This window comes from Nitrospira sp., assembly GCA_030692565.1.
GTDB lineage: Bacteria > Nitrospirota > Nitrospiria > Nitrospirales > Nitrospiraceae > Nitrospira_D.
In genome coordinates, this window is the sequence record JAUYAO010000033.1 from 1 (window position 1) to 21,409 (window position 21,409).

Genomic DNA, 21,409 nt, shown 5'->3' on the forward strand with positions numbered 1-21,409 from the left:
CGTCCGGTCAAGCCGACCTCGGCTCATCCGTGGCGCAAACGCCTGCTGCCGGAAGGGACAACACGCGCGGCGGCGGGCATCGCCTAAACCGGACATTTCTACTATGGGAGAAAGAGGACATTTCTACTGTGGCTTGACATCTCCTCACCCCATCGTTGACAAGGCTCCTCCAGCCATGTAGCCTGATCCATCATTCAGCAGAGACGTTCCCCAGCTTCCACTTACCTACGCTGAGTAAATTAAGGATTCTGTGATGCCCGACTTCTCTCGGATCGTTTCCTTCGTCTTGTCAGGATATCTTTTCCTCACCGCTTCTCCCGGATTGGCACAGGATCACGCGGGCCCGGAATCGGTGATCCGCGCGTTGGTCGACGCCAATGCGGCACGAGACCTCGACGGCATGTCCCGGCTGATGGCGCACGATGACGATGCCACCGGCTATACCATCGGCGGGCGGAAATACGTGGGATGGCCAGAGCTGGAACGGGACATTCGCGACGAGTTCGCCTTCGTCGAAAAGCTGGAAATGCCCATCACGGACCTGAAGGTATGGACCAAAGACGATCTGGCCTGGTTTGCGATGGAACTGGACTATATCCGCTACGTCAACGAAGGCGGACAACTCCACCATACGGTAATCCCCCTGCGGGAAAGCGGCGTCCTCGAAAAGCGCCAGGGGCGCTGGCTCCTGGTTTCATGGCATGAATCGCTCCGGGCGGCCAACTGGCCCGCGGTGGCTCACGCGCAGCCTGCGGCGCCGGTTCCACATCTGGTTGCCGACCCCGGCGTACTCCGCGCTCCTGCGGCAGACCTGAGCGGCGAGTGGGAAATCCTCGAAGTCGAGGACGATAAACGCTACAAGGCCACACTGGACAAGTCCGGCAATGGCCCCTACACCCAGCACGGCGGGCATTTCACCACGACCAAGTTTGCCGACCGCGTCTGGCAAGGGACCTGGCAGCAACCCGGCAATGATCGTGAAGGGGGATTCGACCTCTTGCTCTCGGAGGACGGCACACAGGCGAAAGGGGTCTGGTGGTATTCCCGAGTCGGCACGCATAAGAATATTCCTCCGCGGGAACATGGCGGCTCGTATCAATGGAAACGGCTCACGCCGCCCGCTTCACATCAATGAATGATTCATCCGCACCGTGCATTCCCTCTGCTCCGCATACCTGCGCACCGACGTGTCCGATCGCTTCACCACTTCTGGGAGACTTTATGTATTGGATGCTTGTTCTTTTGATCACAGGGCTCATGGGCGCTCCCGCATTTGCCGACGGCGGCCATGACCACCATGCCGTACCGACACTGAAAAATCAGACTACGACCACCGTTACGATAAAGGATGACACCGTCACCTTGACCTTCGGTCCCATCGATCTGCCCACCAGCCATGACGGCGACCTGGCCGCCTCGATGCCCAAACATAACTTTCAGCTTCCTGAAGATATGTACATGGTGGGGTATAAATCGGCGGTCTTTACCAAAGAGGGCAAGGAACTCCCCAGAAACTATCTCCACCACATTTTGATGTTGAACAACACGAAACCCAGTGTGTCCTGTCCCGGTGAGCCGTTGTTCTTCGCGGGGGCCGGCCTGGAAATGACCGAGGCGCGCTTCCCGGATGGGTATGGGGTCAAGCTGGCGAAAGGCGATCACCTCATGTCCGTCGTGGCCTTCTATCACAAAGCCCCGCCGACAAAAAACGTGATGGCCTCCTTCACCATGTATATGGCGCCGAAATCAAAGCCGGTAAAGGAAATGGACGTCTATCAGGTGGGCGTGAACATCGTGTGTTATAGCAAATTCGGCTCACGGGGCGCGGATCAAACGGACGAGGGCATTGAAATCAGACCGGGAGTCCAGGTCCATACGGCGCCGCTGAAATTTTCCATGGATGGCTGCGTCAAGTTTGCCTATCCGCACGGCCACGATGAACTGCTGATGATTGCGCTCGAAGACAAAGCGAACAAACGCACGCTGCTCAGGACGGTGCCGGATGTGGACCTTGATGGCACCTTCCGGGAATTCCAACCTCATCAAGTCTATAAGGATGCGCAGGGATTCTCCGTCACGCAGTCGGGCGACTACGATATGGTGATGGTCCATCATCACCCGCTGCAGAAAACCGAATTCCAATATGGCATGGGAAACTATCTCCTCTATATGACTCCGGGCGCTTGCCGCACCACCGATACGGCACAGGCGAATCCGTAAGCGCACGGCTCCCCCCGCTCATAACGCCTGCCGGTCTCACGTCACAGGACGGAGGCCGGCAGGCGTTTCTTTTTTCTCTTCGCGCACACGCGCTCGTCCAAAACTGTTCGTTCAGAATGGTGCATCGTCGATCACCCCCTACGAAAGAACCGCTCGTCCGTGTCGATTGAGGCTGTGATTGAGACGCCGCGATATGGTATTCAAGACGGTAAGCCAGCGCGGGATACCGCTTTGAGGTCTCTCTCTTGGGAGACCGCGCGCCCGTCACCGCACTTGTACACCTATCCCTCTGGGACTGGGCCGACTCGGCGTCCCCAGCAACACGGAAGTGGTCCATGCCGCAGAGTGAGCCCGTTACTATCCTGGTCGTCAATGAGCAGGCGGACGAAATCAAGCTCGTCACACTGAGCCTGCGCGGCTTCTTTCCCGATTGCCGGATTGAATCGGTCTATTCCGCCGAAGAAGCCCTCCGGTGGGTGGATCGCGCCGAGTGGGACCTGATTCTGATCGATGAGCGACTCGGGCTCCAGAGTCGCCCGTCGTTGGTTGCCACGCTCAGGGAACGCCTCCCGACTACCGCGATTGTGCTGCAGACCGACCGAAGCGATTCGACCGCCGCCGTCACGGCGCTGCAAGCCGGTGCCAACTTTCTTCTCTTCAAAAAATCACCCGCGTTTCTGACCGAACTGGTGCTCTACACCAAAGGCGCCATCGAACAACGCCATCTCCGCGCCACGTTCGCACACACGCACGATCGGCATACTCGCCTACTGGAAACGCTCACGGACGTGTTCTACGAAGTCGATACGGATGGACGATTTATCTTCATTAGCCCCGGGGTCACCGCGCTCCTGGGCTACCAGCCCGAAGAACTGACCGGCGCACCCTTTTCAAAGCTGATTCCTCCCGATCAACAAGCGCGCGCGCACCATCGCATCAATGACCGCCGCACAGGCCCTCGGGCGGCGCGCCGGGTCCTGCTCGAACTGCTCAAGAAGCCTCAGGCGACGGACTCCGGCCAGGCCCGCGTGCAGGCCGAAGTCAGCGCCAAGGGTCTCTACGATGCGCGCCGCCACTACACCGGGACCCTCGGACTCATCCGGGATATGACGGGGCCTCTCGCACAGACCGAGACTATTCAGCGCCTTGAAACCAGACTGCTTGAATCAGATCGCCACCGGGCGATTGCCCAGCGCTTGACCAGCTTGTCGCATGATCTGCACCGGCCGCTCTCCGCCGTGTTGACCCAATCCCAGCAGCTCCTGGACACGATCCGTGAGGCTCAGCTTGATACGCGCCTTGAAACCCTGACCGCGCGCGCGCGGGAGGCCTCGGCATATGGTGACGCGCTGGCTCAAGCCGTTGTTGATGCCGGCCTAGCCGAAGACCAGCTGGGTCAGGTCATCGCCGAAGCCCTGGCCCCCCTTGTCCATCTCAACATCGTGCAGCACCGCGATACGACCGGCCTTTCGAACGTGGGCAGTTCACGGAGCGTCTGGGTACGGATCATTCAGATTGTGGTGATCCAGGCGATTCGGCAAATGGCCGCCCGCCAAGCGATGCACCGGCTGGACATATTCGCGCAGACCGTCACGGCCACCGGGACGCCGATCGATCCGGCGCCTGGCCTCTTTCCAGCTCCGGCACCCCGAGAGGTCGAGATTCTGATTCAGGAAAGCGACTCGGCAGCTACTCTCACGCCCGACTCACTACCGGCCTCCCCTGATCTCATCCAGGCCTATGAAGACATCGGCCAACTCCAGGGTCGCATGGAGTGGTTAGCCCCGGCGAGACAACCGCTCTCCATCCGTTTGTGGCTGCCGATTCCTGACGTGCCTCAGACACCTGAGGCAGCAGCAGAGGCGGCGCCAAGCCCGCCTGAGCAGCCCGTAGCGGCACCGGTCGACACTCATGCGGAAACTCCGCTGCCTCCACCTTCAGACGGACCGCTCCCGGATCGAAGGATGGCCATACGCGCCGCAGTCCAACTTCCGGCGCGAGTGACCGTCGGCCCAGCAGTCCGCGAGGGAACCGTTCACACCTTGAGCCTGACGGGAGCCACTGTCACTCTGGTCGGGCCGCTCCCGAATCTCTCTGGGCAATCAGCCTATTTGGTGTTCAAGACCGTCGTAGGGATTCTGGAACTTCAAGCCACCGTCCACGAACGTGGCATGCAGACCGGACCACCCGGTGAGACCGGAGAGCGCCCGGTCCTCGCATTCGAATTTACTCCGCCAGGAGAGCCCGAGCGGAAGGTGCTGGGCTCCTTTATCGAGGCCGCCCAAGAACGGAGCCTGGCGATCAGCCTTGAGGCGCTACTGTCTCAGCCTGATGACGTCGCGCTTCCGGACCAGCCCGGTCAGGACCACCGAGCCACCGATCACCGGGAAGGCATCCGGGTCCGAGTCGCGCTTCCGGTCCGGATTGATGGGGCTCACGAACAGAACCCGGCCGCTCGACAGCTCGGACTGGCGGTGAATTTGTCACGCGGAGGGGCCTGCCTGCAGGCCAAAACGCTTCCCGGCCAGGTGGGCGAGACGATCGTCTTGCATTTCCCCCACGGCAACGGCCAGGGTCACTCACAGCCTCACGAACCGGCCGCACCGGACGCCGTACTCCCGGCGCAAATCGTGTGGACTGCTCCAGACTCCACGGCTCCTTCCGAGCTACGCCCGACGCACACTGAACCGAGTCAACGTTTCGGCGTCCGCTTTATTGAACTGTCGGCCTTCGCCGAGCGCGAGGTCAACCGCGTCGTCGCCCAACACATCGGCTCGTCCATCGACTTGGATGGGATCGCCGGGCGTGCGGCCATTGTCAGCGCCAGACGAGAATGCCGGAATGTACGCGGCCAAGTCATCGCTATTACCGACGATCACGCACGTCACCAGATTTCCCCGAATACGCCTATCGTGATCCTCTCTCCCGGCTTCGGATGCACCCAGACCGACTACATTGCCCTGTCAGAATTCTTGGCCATCAATCGGCTCCGCGTCCTGCGCTATGACTACAGCAACCATATCGGCCAAAGCGACGGCGATGTCCTCCAGACGACATTGCGGAGCATGCAGGCCGATCTGCAAACGGTTCTTGAATTTGCTCATACGACGTGGCCCACCGCCCCACTCGCGATCCTGGCCGAAGACGTCGCGGCCCGAGTCGCCCTGAAGGTCGTTGCGCAACGTCCTGTGCCCCAGCTTCTGCTGCTGGCCAACCCGGTGCTCGACATTCAGGCCGCCCTATCGGCCGAGCATCATCATGACCTTCTGGCCGACTACCAGCACGGCCTCAGACGAGGCAGCGGGAATGTGTGGGGCCTCAATGTCAATCTCGATCAGTTCCTGAGCGATCTCATCGCCGGCCACTATGCCACGCTGGCGACGACGGTGACCGATCTGTCTGCACTGACTGTCCCCATGGTCATCCTGAACTCTCCGTCAGCGGATCCCTCGATGCGGCATCCCTTTCCCAGCCCGGACGAATCACTTCGAGCCTTGCCGACGATGCCGACCACCGTCTCGATCCCCAGCGCGTTGTCGGTTACCGGGCGCACCTTTGACGCCCGCTTACTCGCGTCATTCAACACACTCTTCACGGAGATTGCTCGCGTGTGCTTCCCCGGAGAGGCACGGCCGGCCATCCACACACCGACCAGCCACGACATTTCCAAACAGTATCTCCTCGAGCGGGAGCGCATTCGGATCCGCCACCACGTCTCGCAGTCGTCTCGAGACGCCTTGTGGATCGCGCATCTCGCCCAGCTTCCGCAGCTCGGCACCCTGCATCACCATGTGCGACTGCTGCAAGAGCTGTATCAACAGGCTCTTCCGCTTGAACCCGGCATGCGCATCCTGGATATCGGATGCGGCGCGGGCGAGTTCGCGCACACGCTCGTCCTCAATCGCATGTATCACCTGCTCCACGCGTCACATGCGCCGCAACGCCCCCTACACTATGTCGGCATCGACCACTCCCAGGAAACGGTCGCGTCCGCAGAACAAGCCTTTACGGGGCTGTATCAGGAGTTACAATCCACGTTCTCCAAGATCGCCGGTCCGACGACTGCCGTGACGACTGAGTGGGGAATCCATCTCCCGTCCTCACGCGAAGAGGTCGATCGAGTCGTCAGTCATCTCTCGCTCTCCTTCGCCTCCTCTCCCCTCGCCTTCCTGCGACAGGCCGTTCAGACGCTCACGGAAGATGGACGCCTCATCGTGACGTGCGTACGTCCGCACACAGACCTTGCCGGGCTCTATCGCGAGCAACTCCATCACGCCGGGCAGGATGAGCTATCCCCTGCGGCTCAAATTTTCCTCCACTATCTCGGACGGCTACACGAAGCGATTCGCCATGGGCTGCTGCACGCCTTTGACCGAGAACAACTGTCGGATCTCTTGATTCATGCCGGTACAACCCCTCTTCGAATCGTGCCTATTCTGGATGGGCAACTCCTGATCGCCACCGCCCGGAAGGGGAAATCCGCTGGCTGAAACCACGGTCGGTGTGTATACTCGCCCCTGTTACCTAACATCCTCTCTTCCCTGTTCCCCCGGCCTCACACCTGGGAAAAGAGGAAGCACGACCACCCCTCTGGATAGATATGACTGACCACCCCCTTCCCCAGGCCACCGCTTCATTCACCGCGCTCACTCCCCTCCAGCGGCTCACCCGATTTGCCCAGGATATGGGAACGCTTTCGGACCGCGCCGTGATCGCCGACCGCATTCTCGTCGAACTCTGTGACGCCACCACCTCCCGCCAAGGCGCGCTGTACTTGCTCGATCGTGAGCACGATCGATATGACCTGGTAATGACCGTCGCCGGCCAGAGCACAGCGGCCCCACTCCCCTCATTTGCTTCGACTCACCCACTCATTCACGCACTCGCCCACAAGCATCATCTTCTCTCAGTCGCAGACATAGCGGACATCCCTCCGATCACGCCTGAATTAGCCGACACATTACGGGCAGCTCAATCGACCTTGGCCGTGCCGCTTCTGAACAAAGCCCGATTAATCGCCTTTGCGCTGCTCGGATTCCCTGCGAACCGGCCGCTCGATTATGCGGATGGACGGGACCTCCTCACCGCCCTGGCGCAGAGCGGAGCCAACGCCCTCGACTCCATCCTCGCTCACGACGATCTCCACCAGTCTCAAACGCTCATGCGCCGAACCGACCGCCTTCGCTCACTGGAAATCATCGCCGGCGGGTTTGCCCACGAAATCCGGAATCCCCTGACGTCGATCAAAACCTTTATCCAGTTGGCTCCGGAACGAAAGGACGACACGGAATTCATCCATGACTTCAGTCGCATCGTGCTGGACGACGTGCACCGGATCGAACGGCTGATTCAGGAAATTCTGGACTACGCCCGCTATATGGAACCCAAGTTGACGGATGAGGATCTCAACGAGATCGTCACCTCCTGCCTCTATTTCATCGAAGTGAAGGCGGACAGCAAACGGATCAAGATTGAAAAACAGTTGGCGTCTGAGCTTCCTCGTGTCATGTTAGATCGTCAACAAATAAAGCAGGTCCTTTTGAATCTGCTGCTCAACGCCATCGACGCGATGGGAGACGGTGGAGGGCAGTTGATGGTTCGCACCCACCGGATCCTAAAGCCGGGGGCAACGGTGTGGACCCAGATTGAGATCGAAGATAGCGGCCCGGGCATTTCCAAGGCCAACCTGGAACACATCTTCGATCCGTTCTTCACGACGAAGCACACCAGCGGCGAGCATGCGGGAACGGGCTTGGGATTGACGATTGTGCATCAGATTATCCAAGAGCATCGCGGTGAAATTCAGGTCGAGAGTACCGAGGGAGTGGGAACCACGTTTTCCGTGAATCTTCCGGCCCTCCCGATAGACTAGGAGTACTGTGGAAAGTTCAGCCATGAAAAAACGCGTTCTCTTGATCGACGACGAAGCCCGTGTCCGGACTTCACTGAAAATGGTGCTCGAGCCGAACTACGAGATCCTCCAGGCCGCGGATGCTCAGGAGGGCCTCGAGACGTTCAGAAAAGAAGGACCTGATCTGGTCCTGCTCGATGTCATTCTCCCGGGAACCGACGGACTGGCCGTGCTGGAAACCCTGCGCTCTGAAAGCCGGATGACTCCCGTGATCATGCTCACGGGCACGAAGTCGGTCAAGACCGCCGTCGACGCGATGAAACTGGGCGCCGCCGACTATTTGTCCAAACCCTTTGACGTCGAAGAATTGCGCATCGTCGTGGATCGCGCGCTCAGCTCTCAAGCCCTCGAACGGGAAGTCAAACAACTCCGGGCGCAAGTCGTCCAGCGCTATGCCTTCCACAACCTCATCGGCAAGAGCCAAGGCATGCAGGAGATTTACGCGAAGATCGAACAAGTAGCGGACAGCCGAACCACCGTGCTGATTACCGGCGAAAGCGGAACGGGAAAAGAGCTTGTCGCAAAAGCCCTGCACTACAACAGCGGCCGGCGTGAGAAGCCCTTCATTGCCCTGAACTGCGCGGCGCTCCCGGAAACACTGATTGAGAGCGAACTCTTCGGCCACGAGAAAGGTTCCTTTACCGATGCCACGGCCAGACGTGTCGGCCAGTTCGAACTCGCCAATACCGGCACCCTGTTCCTGGACGAAATCGGCGATCTCAGCGCCATGACACAAGCCAAGCTCCTGAGAGTGCTCCAGGAACGGGAGTTTACGAGAATCGGCGGCGTCCAATCGATCAAGGTCGATGTCCGGATCGTCGCCGCCACCAACAGAAATCTCGAAGACATGGTGCGCAAGGGGCAATTTCGCGAAGATCTCTACTACCGCATCAACGTGATCTCGCTGTTTCTGCCTCCCCTCCGTGAACGCGGTGAAGATATTCCCCTGCTCGCCAAGCACTTCCTTGCCAAACGAGTCGAGGAAGAGAAGCGCCCGCATATCGAATTCGGGAAAGAAGCGCTGGAGGTCCTGACGCGCTACCCCTGGCCGGGAAACGTCCGGGAAATGGAAAATATCATCGAGCAAGCTTTTATCTGGTCGCAGAATTGCCCGCAGATTACCCAGGAGCATCTGCCGACCATTATGAAAAGCGACTCGCGATCATCCTCACTCCGCGACGACACCCTCGCCGGCCGAATGTCCCTAGAAAAAGCTGTCATGGAATTTGAGCGGGAGATCATTCTCGATGCATTGAAACGAACCAACTATGTCCAGACCCACGCCGCCAATCTCTTAGGAATCAGCCGGCGCATGCTGAAATACCGGATGGATACCTTGGGAATCGGCCGACCGGACAATGGGAACAGTCAAGAACCAGAGCCGCCTGTGCAGGAATAACACACATCCCTGTATCGACCGCGTCATTTTCAACACAACCGTCGCGCTCTTCTATACCCCCCTACTACGTAGTCAAACGTTCAAGTGATCTACATATAGACTTTCTACGTAGCAGGCCCCCTGCGGATTGTTCACCCCGAGTAAATGCCTGAAAAGGAACAAGTATTGCTTGACAGGTTACGTAGTTGGGGGTACATGAGCACTATGAGCACAACAACTTCTCAAGACGGATCCCAAACAAAGCCGACGGTTCTTGTCGTCGATGACGAGGCCGGACCGCGTGATGCACTCAAAGTCATCCTGCGGCCCTTCTTCAACATCCGCTCGGCGGACAACGCGCAAGCGGCGCTCGACGTCTTGAGTCATGAATCCATCGATCTCATTACGCTGGATCAGAAACTCCCCGATCGTCAGGGCATCGACCTCCTGCAGGATATTAAACACGATTACGCCGATATCGAAGTCATCATCATAACCGGCTATGGAAGCCTGAAGTCCGCCATGGAAGGCATTCGCCATGGCGCGGCCGGCTATCTGCTCAAGCCATTCAATGTCACCGAACTGATTTCCCTCATCAGCCAGACGCTTGAGAAAAAGCAGCGCCTGGACCTCATCCGGAACGTCTTAAAGAACTCGACCGACCTCTGGGGAGATGAGCAGGCTGCACGACGTGCGTGGGAGTCACTCAAGACCAAGTACTTCGCCATCGGAACGCATGAGCAGGACCCTTCAGGCGCGCAACCAGATCTGCTTCCTCTGCTCTCCGATCTCCTGGAAGTCAAAGATCGTCAATTGCTGAACCATTGCAGCCGTGTCAGCTTCTACGCCACGTTACTCGCCAATCGCCTCAGCCTGACTCTCGCAGAACAGAAGTCTTTGGCTATCGGGGCCTTCCTGCACGACATCGGCAAGGTCAGTCTCCCGAATTATCATTTTTCGGATGAGCCGATTCTCCCGTCTGGAGAAAGCACTTTCTCCAAAGAACATTGCGAGACAGGCGCACGGATGATTCTTCCCCTGGGCTATCCGGCTGAGGTCGGTCAGGTGATTTCCTATCATCATGAACGGTGGGACGGATCAGGCTATCCGCATGGACTTCAAGGAGAAGGGATTCCCTTGCTGGCCAGAATCGTCAGCATCGCCCAGATGTTCGATCATCTGACAGCCGAAGTCCCCGGACGATCACCACTCCCGGTGGACCAGGCCATCCAGCAAATCGCCCTTCAGGCCAATACCTACTTCGATCCTATGCTGGCGGATCAATTTGCTCGGGTCGTGACGGAATGTAAGGCATCGCTCCCGGCGATGGCGATCGCGACTACGCCGAGCGGCGTCTAAGGCCTACAGAAGGCATCTCGCCCAGATTCGTCATTCCCCGGCATCGGCAATGAGTTCTGCAGCCGTCTCGCGCACTTTCTTCGTCACCGTCAACCCGCCTAACATCCTGGCGATTTCGTTCTCACGCCCCTGACCAATCAGCGGATGCACGGTCGTCACTGTTCGATTGCCGTCCTGCGACTTCTCGACACAGAGGTGATGCTGCCCCTGCGCAGCGACTTGAGGGAGATGGGTAATACAGAACACCTGATGATAACGACCTAACCCCCGCAGGCGCTTTCCGATTGCGGCAGCAACCGCCCCGCCTACTCCCGTGTCGATCTCATCAAAAATCAGCACCGGAACGTGATCTCGTTCTGCCAGCACCGTCTTCAGTGCAAGCATGACCCTAGACAACTCCCCGCCTGAGGCAACTTTTGAGAGGGGCTTCGCCGGCTCTCCTGCATTCGTCGAAAGGCGAAACTCCACCTGATCAATCCCGTCAGGACCGAACTCCAGCTCGCTGGCATCCGCGGTCACGTGGATCTCAAAGACTGTCTGCCCCATCTTCAGGGCCTCAAGCTCCTGACGCACCACTTTGGCCATGCGTTTGGCCGCGTCCCCGCGCTTCAGGAATAATTGCCGCGCCAGAAGCGCCAGATCGGCCTGTTGTTCGTTGATGCGTTGACGCAGTTTACCCAGTTGCTCATCAGAATCTTGCAACTGTTCTAACTCATCTTTGATCTTCCGATGAGCCCCCAAGACTTCCGTCAGCGACCCGCCAAATTTCTTCTTCAGTTTTTGGATGACCGCCAGCCGATCCTCAATTACGCCCAGCCTCTCAGGATTGGCTTCGACCCGCTCAGCGTAGTCGCGCAGCTGCCCCGCCATTTCCTTCAGCACCACTTTCGCTTCACCCGTCAGCCGGGTCAATTCACCGACTGTGGAGTCAATCAGAAGCAATTGCCCCAAGGCGCGCTCCGTCAATGCCAACTGAGTCAGGATACCCTGCCCTTCCGCATTCACCCGCTCCATCGCTTCAGCGGCTAACGCACCGATCTGCTGCGACGAGCTCAGCCGGCGGCGCTCATTTTGCAATTCCTCGTCCTCTCCCTCGCATAGCGCCGCCTCGTCCAATTCAGTGCATTGGAACCGCAGCAACTCCTCACGCTGCGCCCGATGCTGAGATTCACGAATCAATCGAGCGCGTTCCTCGCAGGCCGCCTTCCAAGTCTCATACCCTTGTCGATACGCGGCACACCGTTCTTGAAGATTGCCGAAGGCATCCACGACACTCCGCTGTGTCGCCGTGGCCAAGAGTGATTGCTGATCGTGCTGCCCGTGGAGGTCAACGAGCGTACCGCCCAGCTCCTCCAGCGCATGCAGCGAGCTCATGGTTCCGTTCAGGTAGACCCGATTACGTCCGGATCGGGCGATGACCCGCCGCACAATCAGCTCGGAATCTGTAGGACCCAGGATCCCTTGATCACGAAGACAGGCTTGGAGGGGATGGCGATCAGGCAGGTGAAAGGCCGCCTCAAGAGACGCCTCTTCAGTCCCAAAACGAATCTGGTCGGCGGACGCTCGTCCGCCGACCAGCAGGGCAATGGCATCGATCAGAAGAGATTTTCCGGCCCCCGTTTCTCCGGTGAGAACGGTAAAGCCCGGCTCAAACCGTAGGCTGAGCTCTTCCAGAATGGCGAAATTGACGATGCGCAGCTCGGTGAGCATGGCTGCGTGCGTGCGAACGCGCTACGCGGTCCCCGCGTGCTGGGCCAACAATGAATCAATCGTTTCTTTGAACTGGCGCTTCGGACGCGCCCCGACCAGCTTTTCGACAACCTGGCCGTTTTTGAAAAACAGAATGGTCGGGATACTCATCACCTGATACCGCCCGGCGACCTCGGGATTTTCATCGGTGTTCAGCTTGCGGACTTTCAACTTCCCGGCATATTCCTTGGCAAGCTCATCGACAATCGGCGCCACCATCTGACAAGGTCCGCACCAGACCGCCCAAAAATCGACCATGACAAGCTCACCGGCCTTCATCACATCTGCGTCCCAGGTGGAATCTTCAACTTTTAATGTATCACCAGCCACGTCCGGAACCTCCTTCAGCTAAGATACCGACGATAAGAAATAAGGAGTGCATCGTACCCCACCCCCATTTAGGGTGTCAAATAAGGTACTGACGCCCCCGCCAAAATGGGATCCCCGGTCACCAGCTAACTGCATGCCGGATCCGCCATCGGGGTTGCTCCCTCATCGTCCCGGAATTCCCCCCGTCGATGCTCCAGACTGAGACCGTCCATAGGGACCGGTCGGCGAGGCCCAGGGCAATCCACGCTCGCCCCATAGCAGCGGACTGAGGATCGACCGCATCACCTGAGTTCCGAAATTCTCCGTCCAGCCGATACCGGTCAAATTCAGCATGAAATTGTACTGCGCCCGGTCCGGGAACTGGAGATAGAACAGGCCCAGCGACCAACATTTGCAGGGGTTTTGATACAAGGCCACCACGTTATACTCAGGGCTCTTTCTGGTCTTGATATCGTAGTACCCTTTGGCTCCGATCGTCCATCCCCAGGGAGTTCTGAACCCGCCTCCCGCCGTAGCAAACTGAATTTCCTGCGTGGGGGCATAGACTTCATTGAACGAAATGGGGTTCCAGATATCCCCTCGTCGCTCGCGATTGCCGTCCCGGGAATACCGCTGCCCGACTTCAAGATACCAATTGCTCGAGTCTTGAATCCGGAGATCCGTATTCCACTGACTGAGTTCTCCTCGATAGGGATCGAAAAAGGCATCCACCGTCAGATACTGATTGATCGTCGGGCGTTGCGTCCCGATGTTTCCGACTCCGCGCCCAAACGCCTGAGCCGCCATTTGCGCCTGCGTGACTTGGGGAGCCGTATTGCCGATGACCGCCCGCATCCACACATCGGAAAACTTTCTCCCTTGGATCGCCACCGTGGCAGGCTGCAACGGTTGCGTGAGTGAGCCCAGCAGCGGAGTCACACCCGTACCGAAGTCACGGGCCCTCGTTTGGACCGCCCCGGCGTGGTAACTCTGCGCGAGGGTCAGATCGAGCCAGTTGAAGGTACTCGTCCCATCGTGCTCCAGCACACGATTGCGCAAGGCATAGGTCAGAAGATTCTTCTTCGGCAGATCGTCGATTTGATCGATCTGCGCGATCCTCGATTGATCGGTCCCCGGCACATATTCATACATGACGGTCGGCTCGATGGTGTGCAAGAGGCTGCCCCCTCCGTCCATCCCAAACCTGCGGCTCAACTTCGACGTGGCATCAACTCCCGCCCAGAAGGTTTCTCGATGGAGCGAGGCATCAGATTGCGCGCCGCGGGTATAGTAGACCTCGCGAAACTTCGCCTGCGGGGTCAGACCCACGACATGCCCAAGATCAATGACGTCCGTAGAGATCCCCGGCACGACATTGACGCGATTCAGGGCGAATCCCTCTTCGCGATAAAAATTGACGTAGTCCCCTTCCATCCCGAATAACAATGGTGAGTTGAAAAGCGAGACATTCGGCAAGGTGTAGCCGGTCTCCGGCAAGCGCTGAAACGTATCTTTTCCTCCGGACTGAAGAGGCTGCAGGTATTGCCCGAGGATGTAGGCATTCCCGTACGGCAGCCGCTGATTCAGCAGCAAATTCGACTCATTGCTGGGCAAGGCCCGCTGGGTACCGGAGTTACTCAACTGCTGAAGGTAGTTGGGGTCGGTGACAAAACTCGCATTCCCCCGCAACAGCAACGTCTCGGTAAACTGCTGCGTGTGCGTCCCGGCGATCAACGCGCGCGCGCGTTTCACGTCTGAACTGGTCTGATCCACTCCGGTGACATTCGGCAGCGCAGTCTGCTGCAGATAACTCACATACCACTGGCCCCTGGATTTCTGGTCGAGCACATAGCGATATTCCAGATCGCTCCCATAACCGAGCTTGCTGTAGTAGGACGGCGCGATGGTCAAGTCCTGACTCGGATTGATCGCCCAGTAAAAACTGTCCTGGAGGTGCATCCCAAATCGATTGTCGTACCCCACCTGCGGAACCAGAAATCCACTCCGCCGGTTCGACAAGGGATAGGTGATCGTGGGAATCGGCACCACCGGCACGTCCGCGACACAGAGCCACGCCCCCTTCAAGGCCAGCGTGTCCCCGACGTTCAGATCCATATCGTCAAACTTGAACCGCCAGGCCGGCACCTCCCCGCCCTGCGCATCGCAATTGGTGAACGCCCCGTCTTTCACGCGATAGTGATATTCAGAGAACCGTTGGAGCAACCGCCCGCTCACCAGCGTATTAGATTGGGGAATATAGAGCTGTCCATGGGTGATGACTCCGGCCTCGGTATTTACATTGAAGTCCATCCGCTCAGCCGTCACATCGGCCTGCGGATCAGTCAGATGCACGTGCCCCGATGCGTGAACGACGCCGGAGAGCGCCTCAATCGTGACATGGTCGGCCGTCAGGCGCATGGCGCCCTGCTGGATCACGACGGACCCATCCGCCTCATACACATCCAGGTCCTGACGATAGTCGATTCGATTGGCCGTCACATCGAGGGGAGGAGAGCCGGAGGCCGAGGTGCCTGGGGCAACCGACTTCGATTTCGCCCAGGCGAGACAGGGAAGACACAGAAGAAACACGGCCACGAGAACACCGAGCCTGTCCGCTGTCCGTGACCGTCCACTCACCATGCTAACCCCTGAGCGGAGACAAGCCGCAGCCACGGACCAACGCTTTCACCTCGCCCACCAGCATGAGCGATCCCGTCACACAAATCAGATCTTGTGCGCTGGCACGAGCCTTAGCCAGCGCCAGCGCATCGGCGGCGCTCGGCGCAATATGACAATGCGGAAAGCGGGATCCGATTGTATCCTGTAATTCCCGCGCCGTCGCCGACCGGGCCATAGTCGCCTGCGTGAGAACGACCTCGGACACCAGCCGGTGCAACGGCTCGACAAAACGGCTGTGATCTTTGTCGCGCATCATGCCCAGGACGAGAATTACCCGGGCCTCTGGCCGCGACGCACGCCACTCCCGCAGATAGTCCGCCAAGACGAGCGCCGCAGCCGGATTGTGGGCGCCGTCAAGCAATAGGTCAGGACCTCGCTCTACTACTTCCAACCGCCCTTCCCACGGCACCGATTCCAACCCCCGGCGCACCGACGCCTCATCCACCGATATCCCGCGCCCCTCGGCCGCTTCGAGCAACGCGATCGCGCAAGCCGCGTTATCCAGCTGATGGCGTCCCGCAAGCGAACAACTCAGTCCGTCAAGGCGCTTGGAGCGCCCGCGATAGGAAAACCCTTCAGCCCCCCCACCGACGGTAAGAAAATCCTGCCCCAGTCGCAGGAGCGGGGCCCCGCGATCCGCCGCCGTCTGACGAATCACATCCCACGCCGGCCCATCGATACGGCCCACGACGACCGGAACGCCGGGCTTGAGGATCCCGGCCTTCTCAAATCCGATGGCCTCTTCGGTTGCCCCGAGAAACTCCTGATGATCCAGCCCGATCGTGATAATCGCGCTCGCTTCCGGCTCCACCACATTCGTCGCGTCGAACCGCCCGCCCATCCCGACTTCCAACACGGCCACATCGACTCCGGACTCGGCGAAATGGAGAAACGCCATCGCTGTCGTCAGTTCAAAGAACGTCGGGGTCAGGTCGGACGGCACGCTCGCCCGAATCCGCTCAGTGAGCTCTGCCACCTGCGCGTCAGCGATCATGGTCTGGCTGACTCGGATCCGCTCACGAAAATCGACCAGATGCGGAGACGTGTACAAACCCACACGATATCCGGCTGCCTGCAGCATGGCCGCCGTCATGGCGGCCGTCGAGCCTTTACCGTTGGTGCCGCCGATGTGCAGACTCCGGAACCGCCGCTCGGGGTTACCGAGCCGGCCCAAGAGCGTTCGCATGGTCTCAAGCCCCAGCTTGATTCCATGTTTCTGGAGTCCGTAGAGATACTCAATGGCGGATGAATAGGTCATGAACTGGGCCGGGCAGGATGCACTGCACTAGAAATGCGCGACGAGGGTACTGAGCGTTTCTTTCAACTGTTTGCGCTCGACAATCATATCGATCATCCCATGCTCGAGAAGAAACTCCGCCCGCTGAAACTGATCGGGCAACTGCTGTTTGATCGTCTGCTCGATCACGCGGGGACCGGCAAAGCCGATGAGAGCTTTCGGCTCCGCAATGATGACATCGCCCAGCATGGCAATGCTGGCCGTCACGCCTCCGAAGGTCGGATCGGCCAGGATGGAAATAAACGGCAACTTGGCTTCACCCAGCTTCGCCACGGCGGTCGACGTTTTCGCCATCTGCATCAACGACAGAATTCCCTCCTGCATGCGCGCACCGCCCGAGGCCGTCACCAACACCACGGGACGCTTCTTCTCCAGCGCCCGATCGACCGCCCGGCAAAACTTTTCGCCGACGACCGATCCCATGCTCCCGCCCATAAAGCTGAAGTCGAACACGCAGAAGACGACCGACTGCCCCTCGACCAACCCTTCGCCGATCATCAACGCATCCTTGCGCCCGGTCTTTTCCTGCTGCGCCTTGACCCGATCTCTGTAGGATTTCGTATCGTGAAAATTCAGCGGATCCTTGGCTTCCAACTCCGCGTCCCACTCCTTGAACGTCCCGAGATCGACGAGCAACGCAATCCGCTCCATCACGGAGATGGGAAAATGATAGTCGCACTTCGGACAGACCTTGTTGTTGCGATCGACTTCCTTGCGATACACAATTTCCCGACAGTGGTTGCACTTGAGCCACATCCCCTCGGCGCCTTTAGACCGTGGCGGCACTTCAGAGCCCGTCGCTTTCTGTTTCTTAAACCAGGCCATACTCGTATCCTCTTCGCTCAAACGATCACGATCGAACGCTCATCAACACACGCATCGGAACGCACGGAAGAATAGCATAGCCATCAAAACGATTCACGTGCAATTACACGGAAGACACGTCGAGAGGAAGAGGAGCTAGAGCCCCTCCGGAGAGAGGACCAATCGATACAACATCCACAATCCAAGCCCGACACTCCCCAGGCTCGCAGCTCCTTGCACCGCGAAAAACGCCCGCTGGCCGATGGCCCGTGAATAGATGACCGGCACACTCAGGGTCAGCCCGATCATCAGCATGCCGCCGATTGAACCCAGCCCGAACACCGCGATGTAGAGCAATCCCTGGCCGATGCCGCTGGTATTCGATACGATCACCAGCATCAATGCTGCTGAACCGGCCACACCATGGGCCATCCCGATCAGCAGAGGCCGGAGCGACTGCCTGGCCCAATGCGGATGGGCATGATCCTCGCGGCGACGGTGGCTGTGCAAATGCACATGCGGCTCGCCGTCATGCACGTGACGATGCAGATGCCAGCGCTCACGAAACAGCTTGAGCGCCAGCGTCCCGCCAAGCACGACGAGCAACAACCCCACGCCGCTTTCGGCCAACAAGGCAACCGGTTCTGGAATATGAACACCGGAGACCAGCACCACAGCCCCGACCAGCATCAGCGTCAGGGTATGGCCGACTCCCCACCAGAGGCCCACGAGGCCGGAGGCCCGCACGGAGGGGCGTTCGGCCAGCACCGTCGAAACCGCCGCTAAGTGATCGGCATCCAGGGCATGACGCAGCCCGAGCAGGAACCCGACGCTGAGAAAGGTAAGAAGGTTCGACTCAACCATGGAGGCCCCTGACTAGAATTCGGGGCACGGACATCGGTTGTGCGGGCCGAAGCTCACCCGCCACGGGCATGCATTTCCAGGTGCGGATCGCCCCGAAGTTGATCGATCCCGATCAGCTTGCCGTTGCGCAACCCGACCTCCTCCAAAGCCTTGCGCGATTCGGCGCCCCGGTCACGCCGGCCCTGCCAGCCCGCGCTGATCAACTCGCGCATCCGGTCAGGACTGGCACCGGCTCGCATCGGCTGCCGAAGGTCCGCCCCCTTCGACGCATAGAGACACAAGTACCACATGCCATCGGCGGTCACGCGACTCCGGTCACAGGTCGAACAGAACGGCTGCGTGGTCGACGCGATGATGCCGAAGGTGGTTCCGTCAGGCAACAAGAACCGCTGAGCCGGCGCGGTCCCGCGCCCCGGCAGCGGGACAATCGGACCATAGTGCTGTGTCAATGTTTCAAGGATGGCTGCCTGCGACAACACTTTCGCCATGGCCCAATCATTGGCCCCGCCGACATCCATATATTCAATGAACCGCACCTCGGCCCGATAGTGCTTCGCAAACTCGATCAGCGCCACCAGCTCGTCATCGTTAAATCCACGAATCGCCACGGTATCGAGCTTGAGCCCGGTGAAACCGACACGCCCGACCGACTCAATCCCTTCGATAACCCGCGCAAACTCATCCCGCCGCGTCAGCTGCCGGAACCGTTCAGGGCGCAACGTATCCAGACTGACCGTGACTCGATGCAGTCCGGCCTCATACAGCTCCTGCGCATTATCCGCGAGCAGAATACCGTTGGTCGTCAGGGCGATCTCAGCAATCCGCCGGTCTTGCAGGAGCAGCCGGACGAGACGAGACAAGTCCCGGCGCAGCAATGGCTCACCGCCGGTCAGCCTGACCTTATCGACGCCGAGGTCGGCAAAATAGCCAGTCAGCGTCGCCATCTCCTCGAAGCTCAGGACGTCTTCGCGCGGCAACCAGACATAGTCTTCTTCTGGCATACAGTACTGGCAGCGAAGATTGCAGCGATCCGTGACAGAGAGCCGCAAACTGCCCAGCGGGCGATCATGGGCATCCACCACTTTGGAAGGAGCGAAACTGTCAGGCAACTGCGACATGTGTGTGACTCATCGCCCGTTACGCACGACAAACTACGGATGCTCTTCCACCCACACCTCACCCTCAGGCGTGTGTTCGAGCTTCCAAATCGGAGTAATCTGCTTCAGTTCGTCGATGGCCCACTTGCAGGCCTGGAACGCTTCCGCCCGATGCTCGGCGCCGGCGATGATCAACACGATATTCTCACCGATCGTAATTTCTCCGTACCGGTGGATGATCAACAGCTCCAGAATGTCGAAATCCTTGAGCGCCCGCTCACGGATCTCGCGCAACTTCTTCTCCGCCATCCCTTCGTAATGTTCGAAGGTAATGCTGTCGACGTCCCGCCCTTTGGAACGATCCCGGGCAATCCCCAGAAACGTCGCAATCCCGCCGATCCGCTTCGACCGGCGCTTCACTCGCTCGAGCTCCTGATCGATGGAGAAATTCTCGCGCTGCACCCGCACAAACTGGCTGTCATCTATTGGTTCCATGCCAGATCCACCTGCAAAGGGAGGCAAGAGAGCAATCTCGTCGCCGTCCCGGATTTCCGTTTCCTCGTGGGCAATCTCCTGATTGACCGACACCAGGACCTTCTTCTTATGGATGAGTTCACCGATCTGCGGATATCCGCCATCAAGAAGCTCAACCAAATCTTTCACTCGTTGCCCATTCGTCAATGCCAGAGAGAGAGAACCTTGATTCCCAGCCAGCATCTTTGTCATGCCGAATAGCTTAATCGTAACCATAATGGTTCAGCCTGGCCTCGTGTAGGTGCCGGACTTCCCACCGGACTTTGAGAGCAAACACACATCACTGAAGCTCATCCCGCGGTCAATCGCCTTGCACATGTCATAGATAGTGAGCGCCGCTACGGACGCCGCTGTCATCGCTTCCATCTCCACTCCGGTTTGCCCAGTGGTCTTAACCGTCGCAAAGATGTGGATGGCGCAGAGGCCTGCTTGGTTCGGCTGAGATTCTTCTTTGAAGGAGATATCGACGCTGGTGATCAGGAGAGGATGGCACATAGGAATGAGGTCGGGAGCCTTCTTGGCCCCCATCACCCCGGCGACTTGGGCCACGGCGAGCACATCGCCCTTGGCGATCTTCCCGCGCTGAATCTTCTCCAGCGTCGCAGGAAGCATCAAGACGGTCGCCTGCGCAGTCCCGACCCGTTCGGTCGAGTCTTTCGCGCTGACATCGACCATCCGCGCCCGGCCCGACTCGTTAAAGTGTGTGAACTCAGCCATTTCTCTCAATGAATCAGCTGGTTATACATTGCGCCGATCGGTGATTATAAGTTCCGGCAGAAACGAAGGTCAAGCGGGGAAGAAGGCGCACGGACTGGGCATGAGCATACAAAAGACAACTTCGTCAGCGGGAAATCCCCATCCCCAGAAAAATTGCACTCATAATTGAGCCGCAGCTTAGTTGGCGCTGAGACATCAAAGTAACTTTCCCTACCTGAGAACTATGAAACCGCCGGTCATCAGTATTGCCATAGCTGTGCGCTAAGGCCCCTGACGATGGATTCCTCAAGACTGCTGTGGTAAAAGCTCTCCTCAGTGCTTTTACCTCCACGACACACTATATTATTTTTCCTAGGAGCCTGTCCGAGTAATGTGCATTTTGGACTGGACAGGCAGCGGGCATTGTGGTTTCTAGGCGGCATGGCTAAAACATTCAAATCCTGGGACGTCGATCAGCCGGTACTGCTCCCTCCGTCCGTGCAGGAGCTGGT

Annotated in this window: 15 protein-coding genes; 6 read left to right on the forward strand and 9 right to left on the reverse strand. The window is 58.8% G+C overall.

Annotated features, from left to right (window positions below; genetic code table 11):
* Positions 1-253: 253 nt before the first annotated feature.
* The 6 genes from Q8N04_08290 (at position 254) to Q8N04_08315 (ending at position 10,868) form a co-directional block, all read left to right on the forward strand.
* Positions 254-1,135 carry a nuclear transport factor 2 family protein gene (locus tag Q8N04_08290; protein ID MDP3090661.1) on the forward strand — a complete coding sequence of 294 codons (882 nt, stop codon included), beginning with the start codon at positions 254-256 and terminating at the stop codon, positions 1,133-1,135.
* Positions 1,136-1,221: 86 nt separating this feature from the next.
* Positions 1,222-2,220: a hypothetical protein gene (locus Q8N04_08295; GenBank protein MDP3090662.1), complete on the forward strand. Its 999-nt coding sequence runs from the start codon at positions 1,222-1,224 to the stop codon at positions 2,218-2,220.
* A 335-nt stretch (positions 2,221-2,555) separates the two neighbouring features.
* Complete coding sequence (locus tag Q8N04_08300) at positions 2,556-6,710, forward strand: PilZ domain-containing protein (GenBank protein MDP3090663.1); 4,155 nt, start codon at positions 2,556-2,558, stop codon at positions 6,708-6,710.
* A 110-nt stretch (positions 6,711-6,820) separates the two neighbouring features.
* Positions 6,821-8,092, forward strand: a complete 1,272-nt coding sequence (locus Q8N04_08305; protein MDP3090664.1) for an ATP-binding protein — start codon at positions 6,821-6,823, stop codon at positions 8,090-8,092.
* A 22-nt stretch (positions 8,093-8,114) separates the two neighbouring features.
* Entirely contained in the window at positions 8,115-9,530 is a 1,416-nt protein-coding gene (locus Q8N04_08310; protein MDP3090665.1) for a sigma-54 dependent transcriptional regulator, read from the forward strand.
* Between the two features lie 204 nt (positions 9,531-9,734).
* Positions 9,735-10,868: a response regulator gene (locus tag Q8N04_08315; protein ID MDP3090666.1), complete on the forward strand. Its 1,134-nt coding sequence runs from the start codon at positions 9,735-9,737 to the stop codon at positions 10,866-10,868.
* Positions 10,869-10,898: 30 nt separating this feature from the next.
* On the opposite strand, the gene recN is transcribed toward Q8N04_08315, so the two are convergent.
* From recN to moaC, 9 genes are all read right to left on the reverse strand, one after another.
* Entirely contained in the window at positions 10,899-12,578 is a 1,680-nt protein-coding gene (gene recN / locus Q8N04_08320; GenBank protein MDP3090667.1) for a DNA repair protein RecN, read from the reverse strand.
* A gap of 21 nt (positions 12,579-12,599) precedes the next feature.
* Positions 12,600-12,947, reverse strand: coding sequence for a thioredoxin (trxA, locus tag Q8N04_08325; protein MDP3090668.1), 348 nt, complete (start codon positions 12,945-12,947; stop codon positions 12,600-12,602).
* Positions 12,948-13,109: 162 nt separating this feature from the next.
* Entirely contained in the window at positions 13,110-15,521 is a 2,412-nt protein-coding gene (gene lptD / locus Q8N04_08330) for an LPS assembly protein LptD (GenBank protein ID MDP3090669.1), read from the reverse strand.
* A 46-nt stretch (positions 15,522-15,567) separates the two neighbouring features.
* Positions 15,568-16,863: a folylpolyglutamate synthase/dihydrofolate synthase family protein gene (locus tag Q8N04_08335; protein ID MDP3090670.1), complete on the reverse strand. Its 1,296-nt coding sequence runs from the start codon at positions 16,861-16,863 to the stop codon at positions 15,568-15,570.
* Between the two features lie 27 nt (positions 16,864-16,890).
* Entirely contained in the window at positions 16,891-17,727 is an 837-nt protein-coding gene (accD, locus tag Q8N04_08340; protein ID MDP3090671.1) for an acetyl-CoA carboxylase, carboxyltransferase subunit beta, read from the reverse strand.
* 135 nt (positions 17,728-17,862) lie between these two features.
* Positions 17,863-18,570, reverse strand: coding sequence for a hypothetical protein (locus tag Q8N04_08345; GenBank protein MDP3090672.1), 708 nt, complete (start codon positions 18,568-18,570; stop codon positions 17,863-17,865).
* A 53-nt stretch (positions 18,571-18,623) separates the two neighbouring features.
* Positions 18,624-19,688 carry a GTP 3',8-cyclase MoaA gene (moaA, locus tag Q8N04_08350; protein MDP3090673.1) on the reverse strand — a complete coding sequence of 355 codons (1,065 nt, stop codon included), beginning with the start codon at positions 19,686-19,688 and terminating at the stop codon, positions 18,624-18,626.
* A gap of 33 nt (positions 19,689-19,721) precedes the next feature.
* On the reverse strand, positions 19,722-20,417 hold the full coding sequence (locus tag Q8N04_08355) for a molybdenum cofactor biosynthesis protein MoaE (GenBank protein ID MDP3090674.1): 696 nt from the start codon (positions 20,415-20,417) through the stop codon (positions 19,722-19,724).
* A 6-nt stretch (positions 20,418-20,423) separates the two neighbouring features.
* Positions 20,424-20,918, reverse strand: coding sequence for a cyclic pyranopterin monophosphate synthase MoaC (gene moaC / locus Q8N04_08360; protein MDP3090675.1), 495 nt, complete (start codon positions 20,916-20,918; stop codon positions 20,424-20,426).
* Positions 20,919-21,409: the final 491 nt, after the last annotated feature.

Coding starts and splice junctions, on each gene's coding strand:
- Q8N04_08290 (MDP3090661.1), top strand. CDS start 254: ATGCCCGACTTCTCTCGGATCGTTTCCTTCGTCTTGTCAGGATATCTT.
- Q8N04_08295 (MDP3090662.1), top strand. CDS start 1,222: ATGTATTGGATGCTTGTTCTTTTGATCACAGGGCTCATGGGCGCTCCC.
- Q8N04_08300 (MDP3090663.1), top strand. CDS start 2,556: ATGCCGCAGAGTGAGCCCGTTACTATCCTGGTCGTCAATGAGCAGGCG.
- Q8N04_08305 (MDP3090664.1), top strand. CDS start 6,821: ATGACTGACCACCCCCTTCCCCAGGCCACCGCTTCATTCACCGCGCTC.
- Q8N04_08310 (MDP3090665.1), top strand. CDS start 8,115: ATGAAAAAACGCGTTCTCTTGATCGACGACGAAGCCCGTGTCCGGACT.
- Q8N04_08315 (MDP3090666.1), top strand. CDS start 9,735: ATGAGCACAACAACTTCTCAAGACGGATCCCAAACAAAGCCGACGGTT.
- recN (MDP3090667.1), bottom strand. CDS start 12,578: ATGCTCACCGAGCTGCGCATCGTCAATTTCGCCATTCTGGAAGAGCTC.
- Q8N04_08335 (MDP3090670.1), bottom strand. CDS start 16,863: ATGACCTATTCATCCGCCATTGAGTATCTCTACGGACTCCAGAAACAT.
- accD (MDP3090671.1), bottom strand. CDS start 17,727: ATGGCCTGGTTTAAGAAACAGAAAGCGACGGGCTCTGAAGTGCCGCCA.
- Q8N04_08345 (MDP3090672.1), bottom strand. CDS start 18,570: ATGGTTGAGTCGAACCTTCTTACCTTTCTCAGCGTCGGGTTCCTGCTC.
- moaA (MDP3090673.1), bottom strand. CDS start 19,688: ATGTCGCAGTTGCCTGACAGTTTCGCTCCTTCCAAAGTGGTGGATGCC.
- Q8N04_08355 (MDP3090674.1), bottom strand. CDS start 20,417: ATGGTTACGATTAAGCTATTCGGCATGACAAAGATGCTGGCTGGGAAT.
- moaC (MDP3090675.1), bottom strand. CDS start 20,918: ATGGCTGAGTTCACACACTTTAACGAGTCGGGCCGGGCGCGGATGGTC.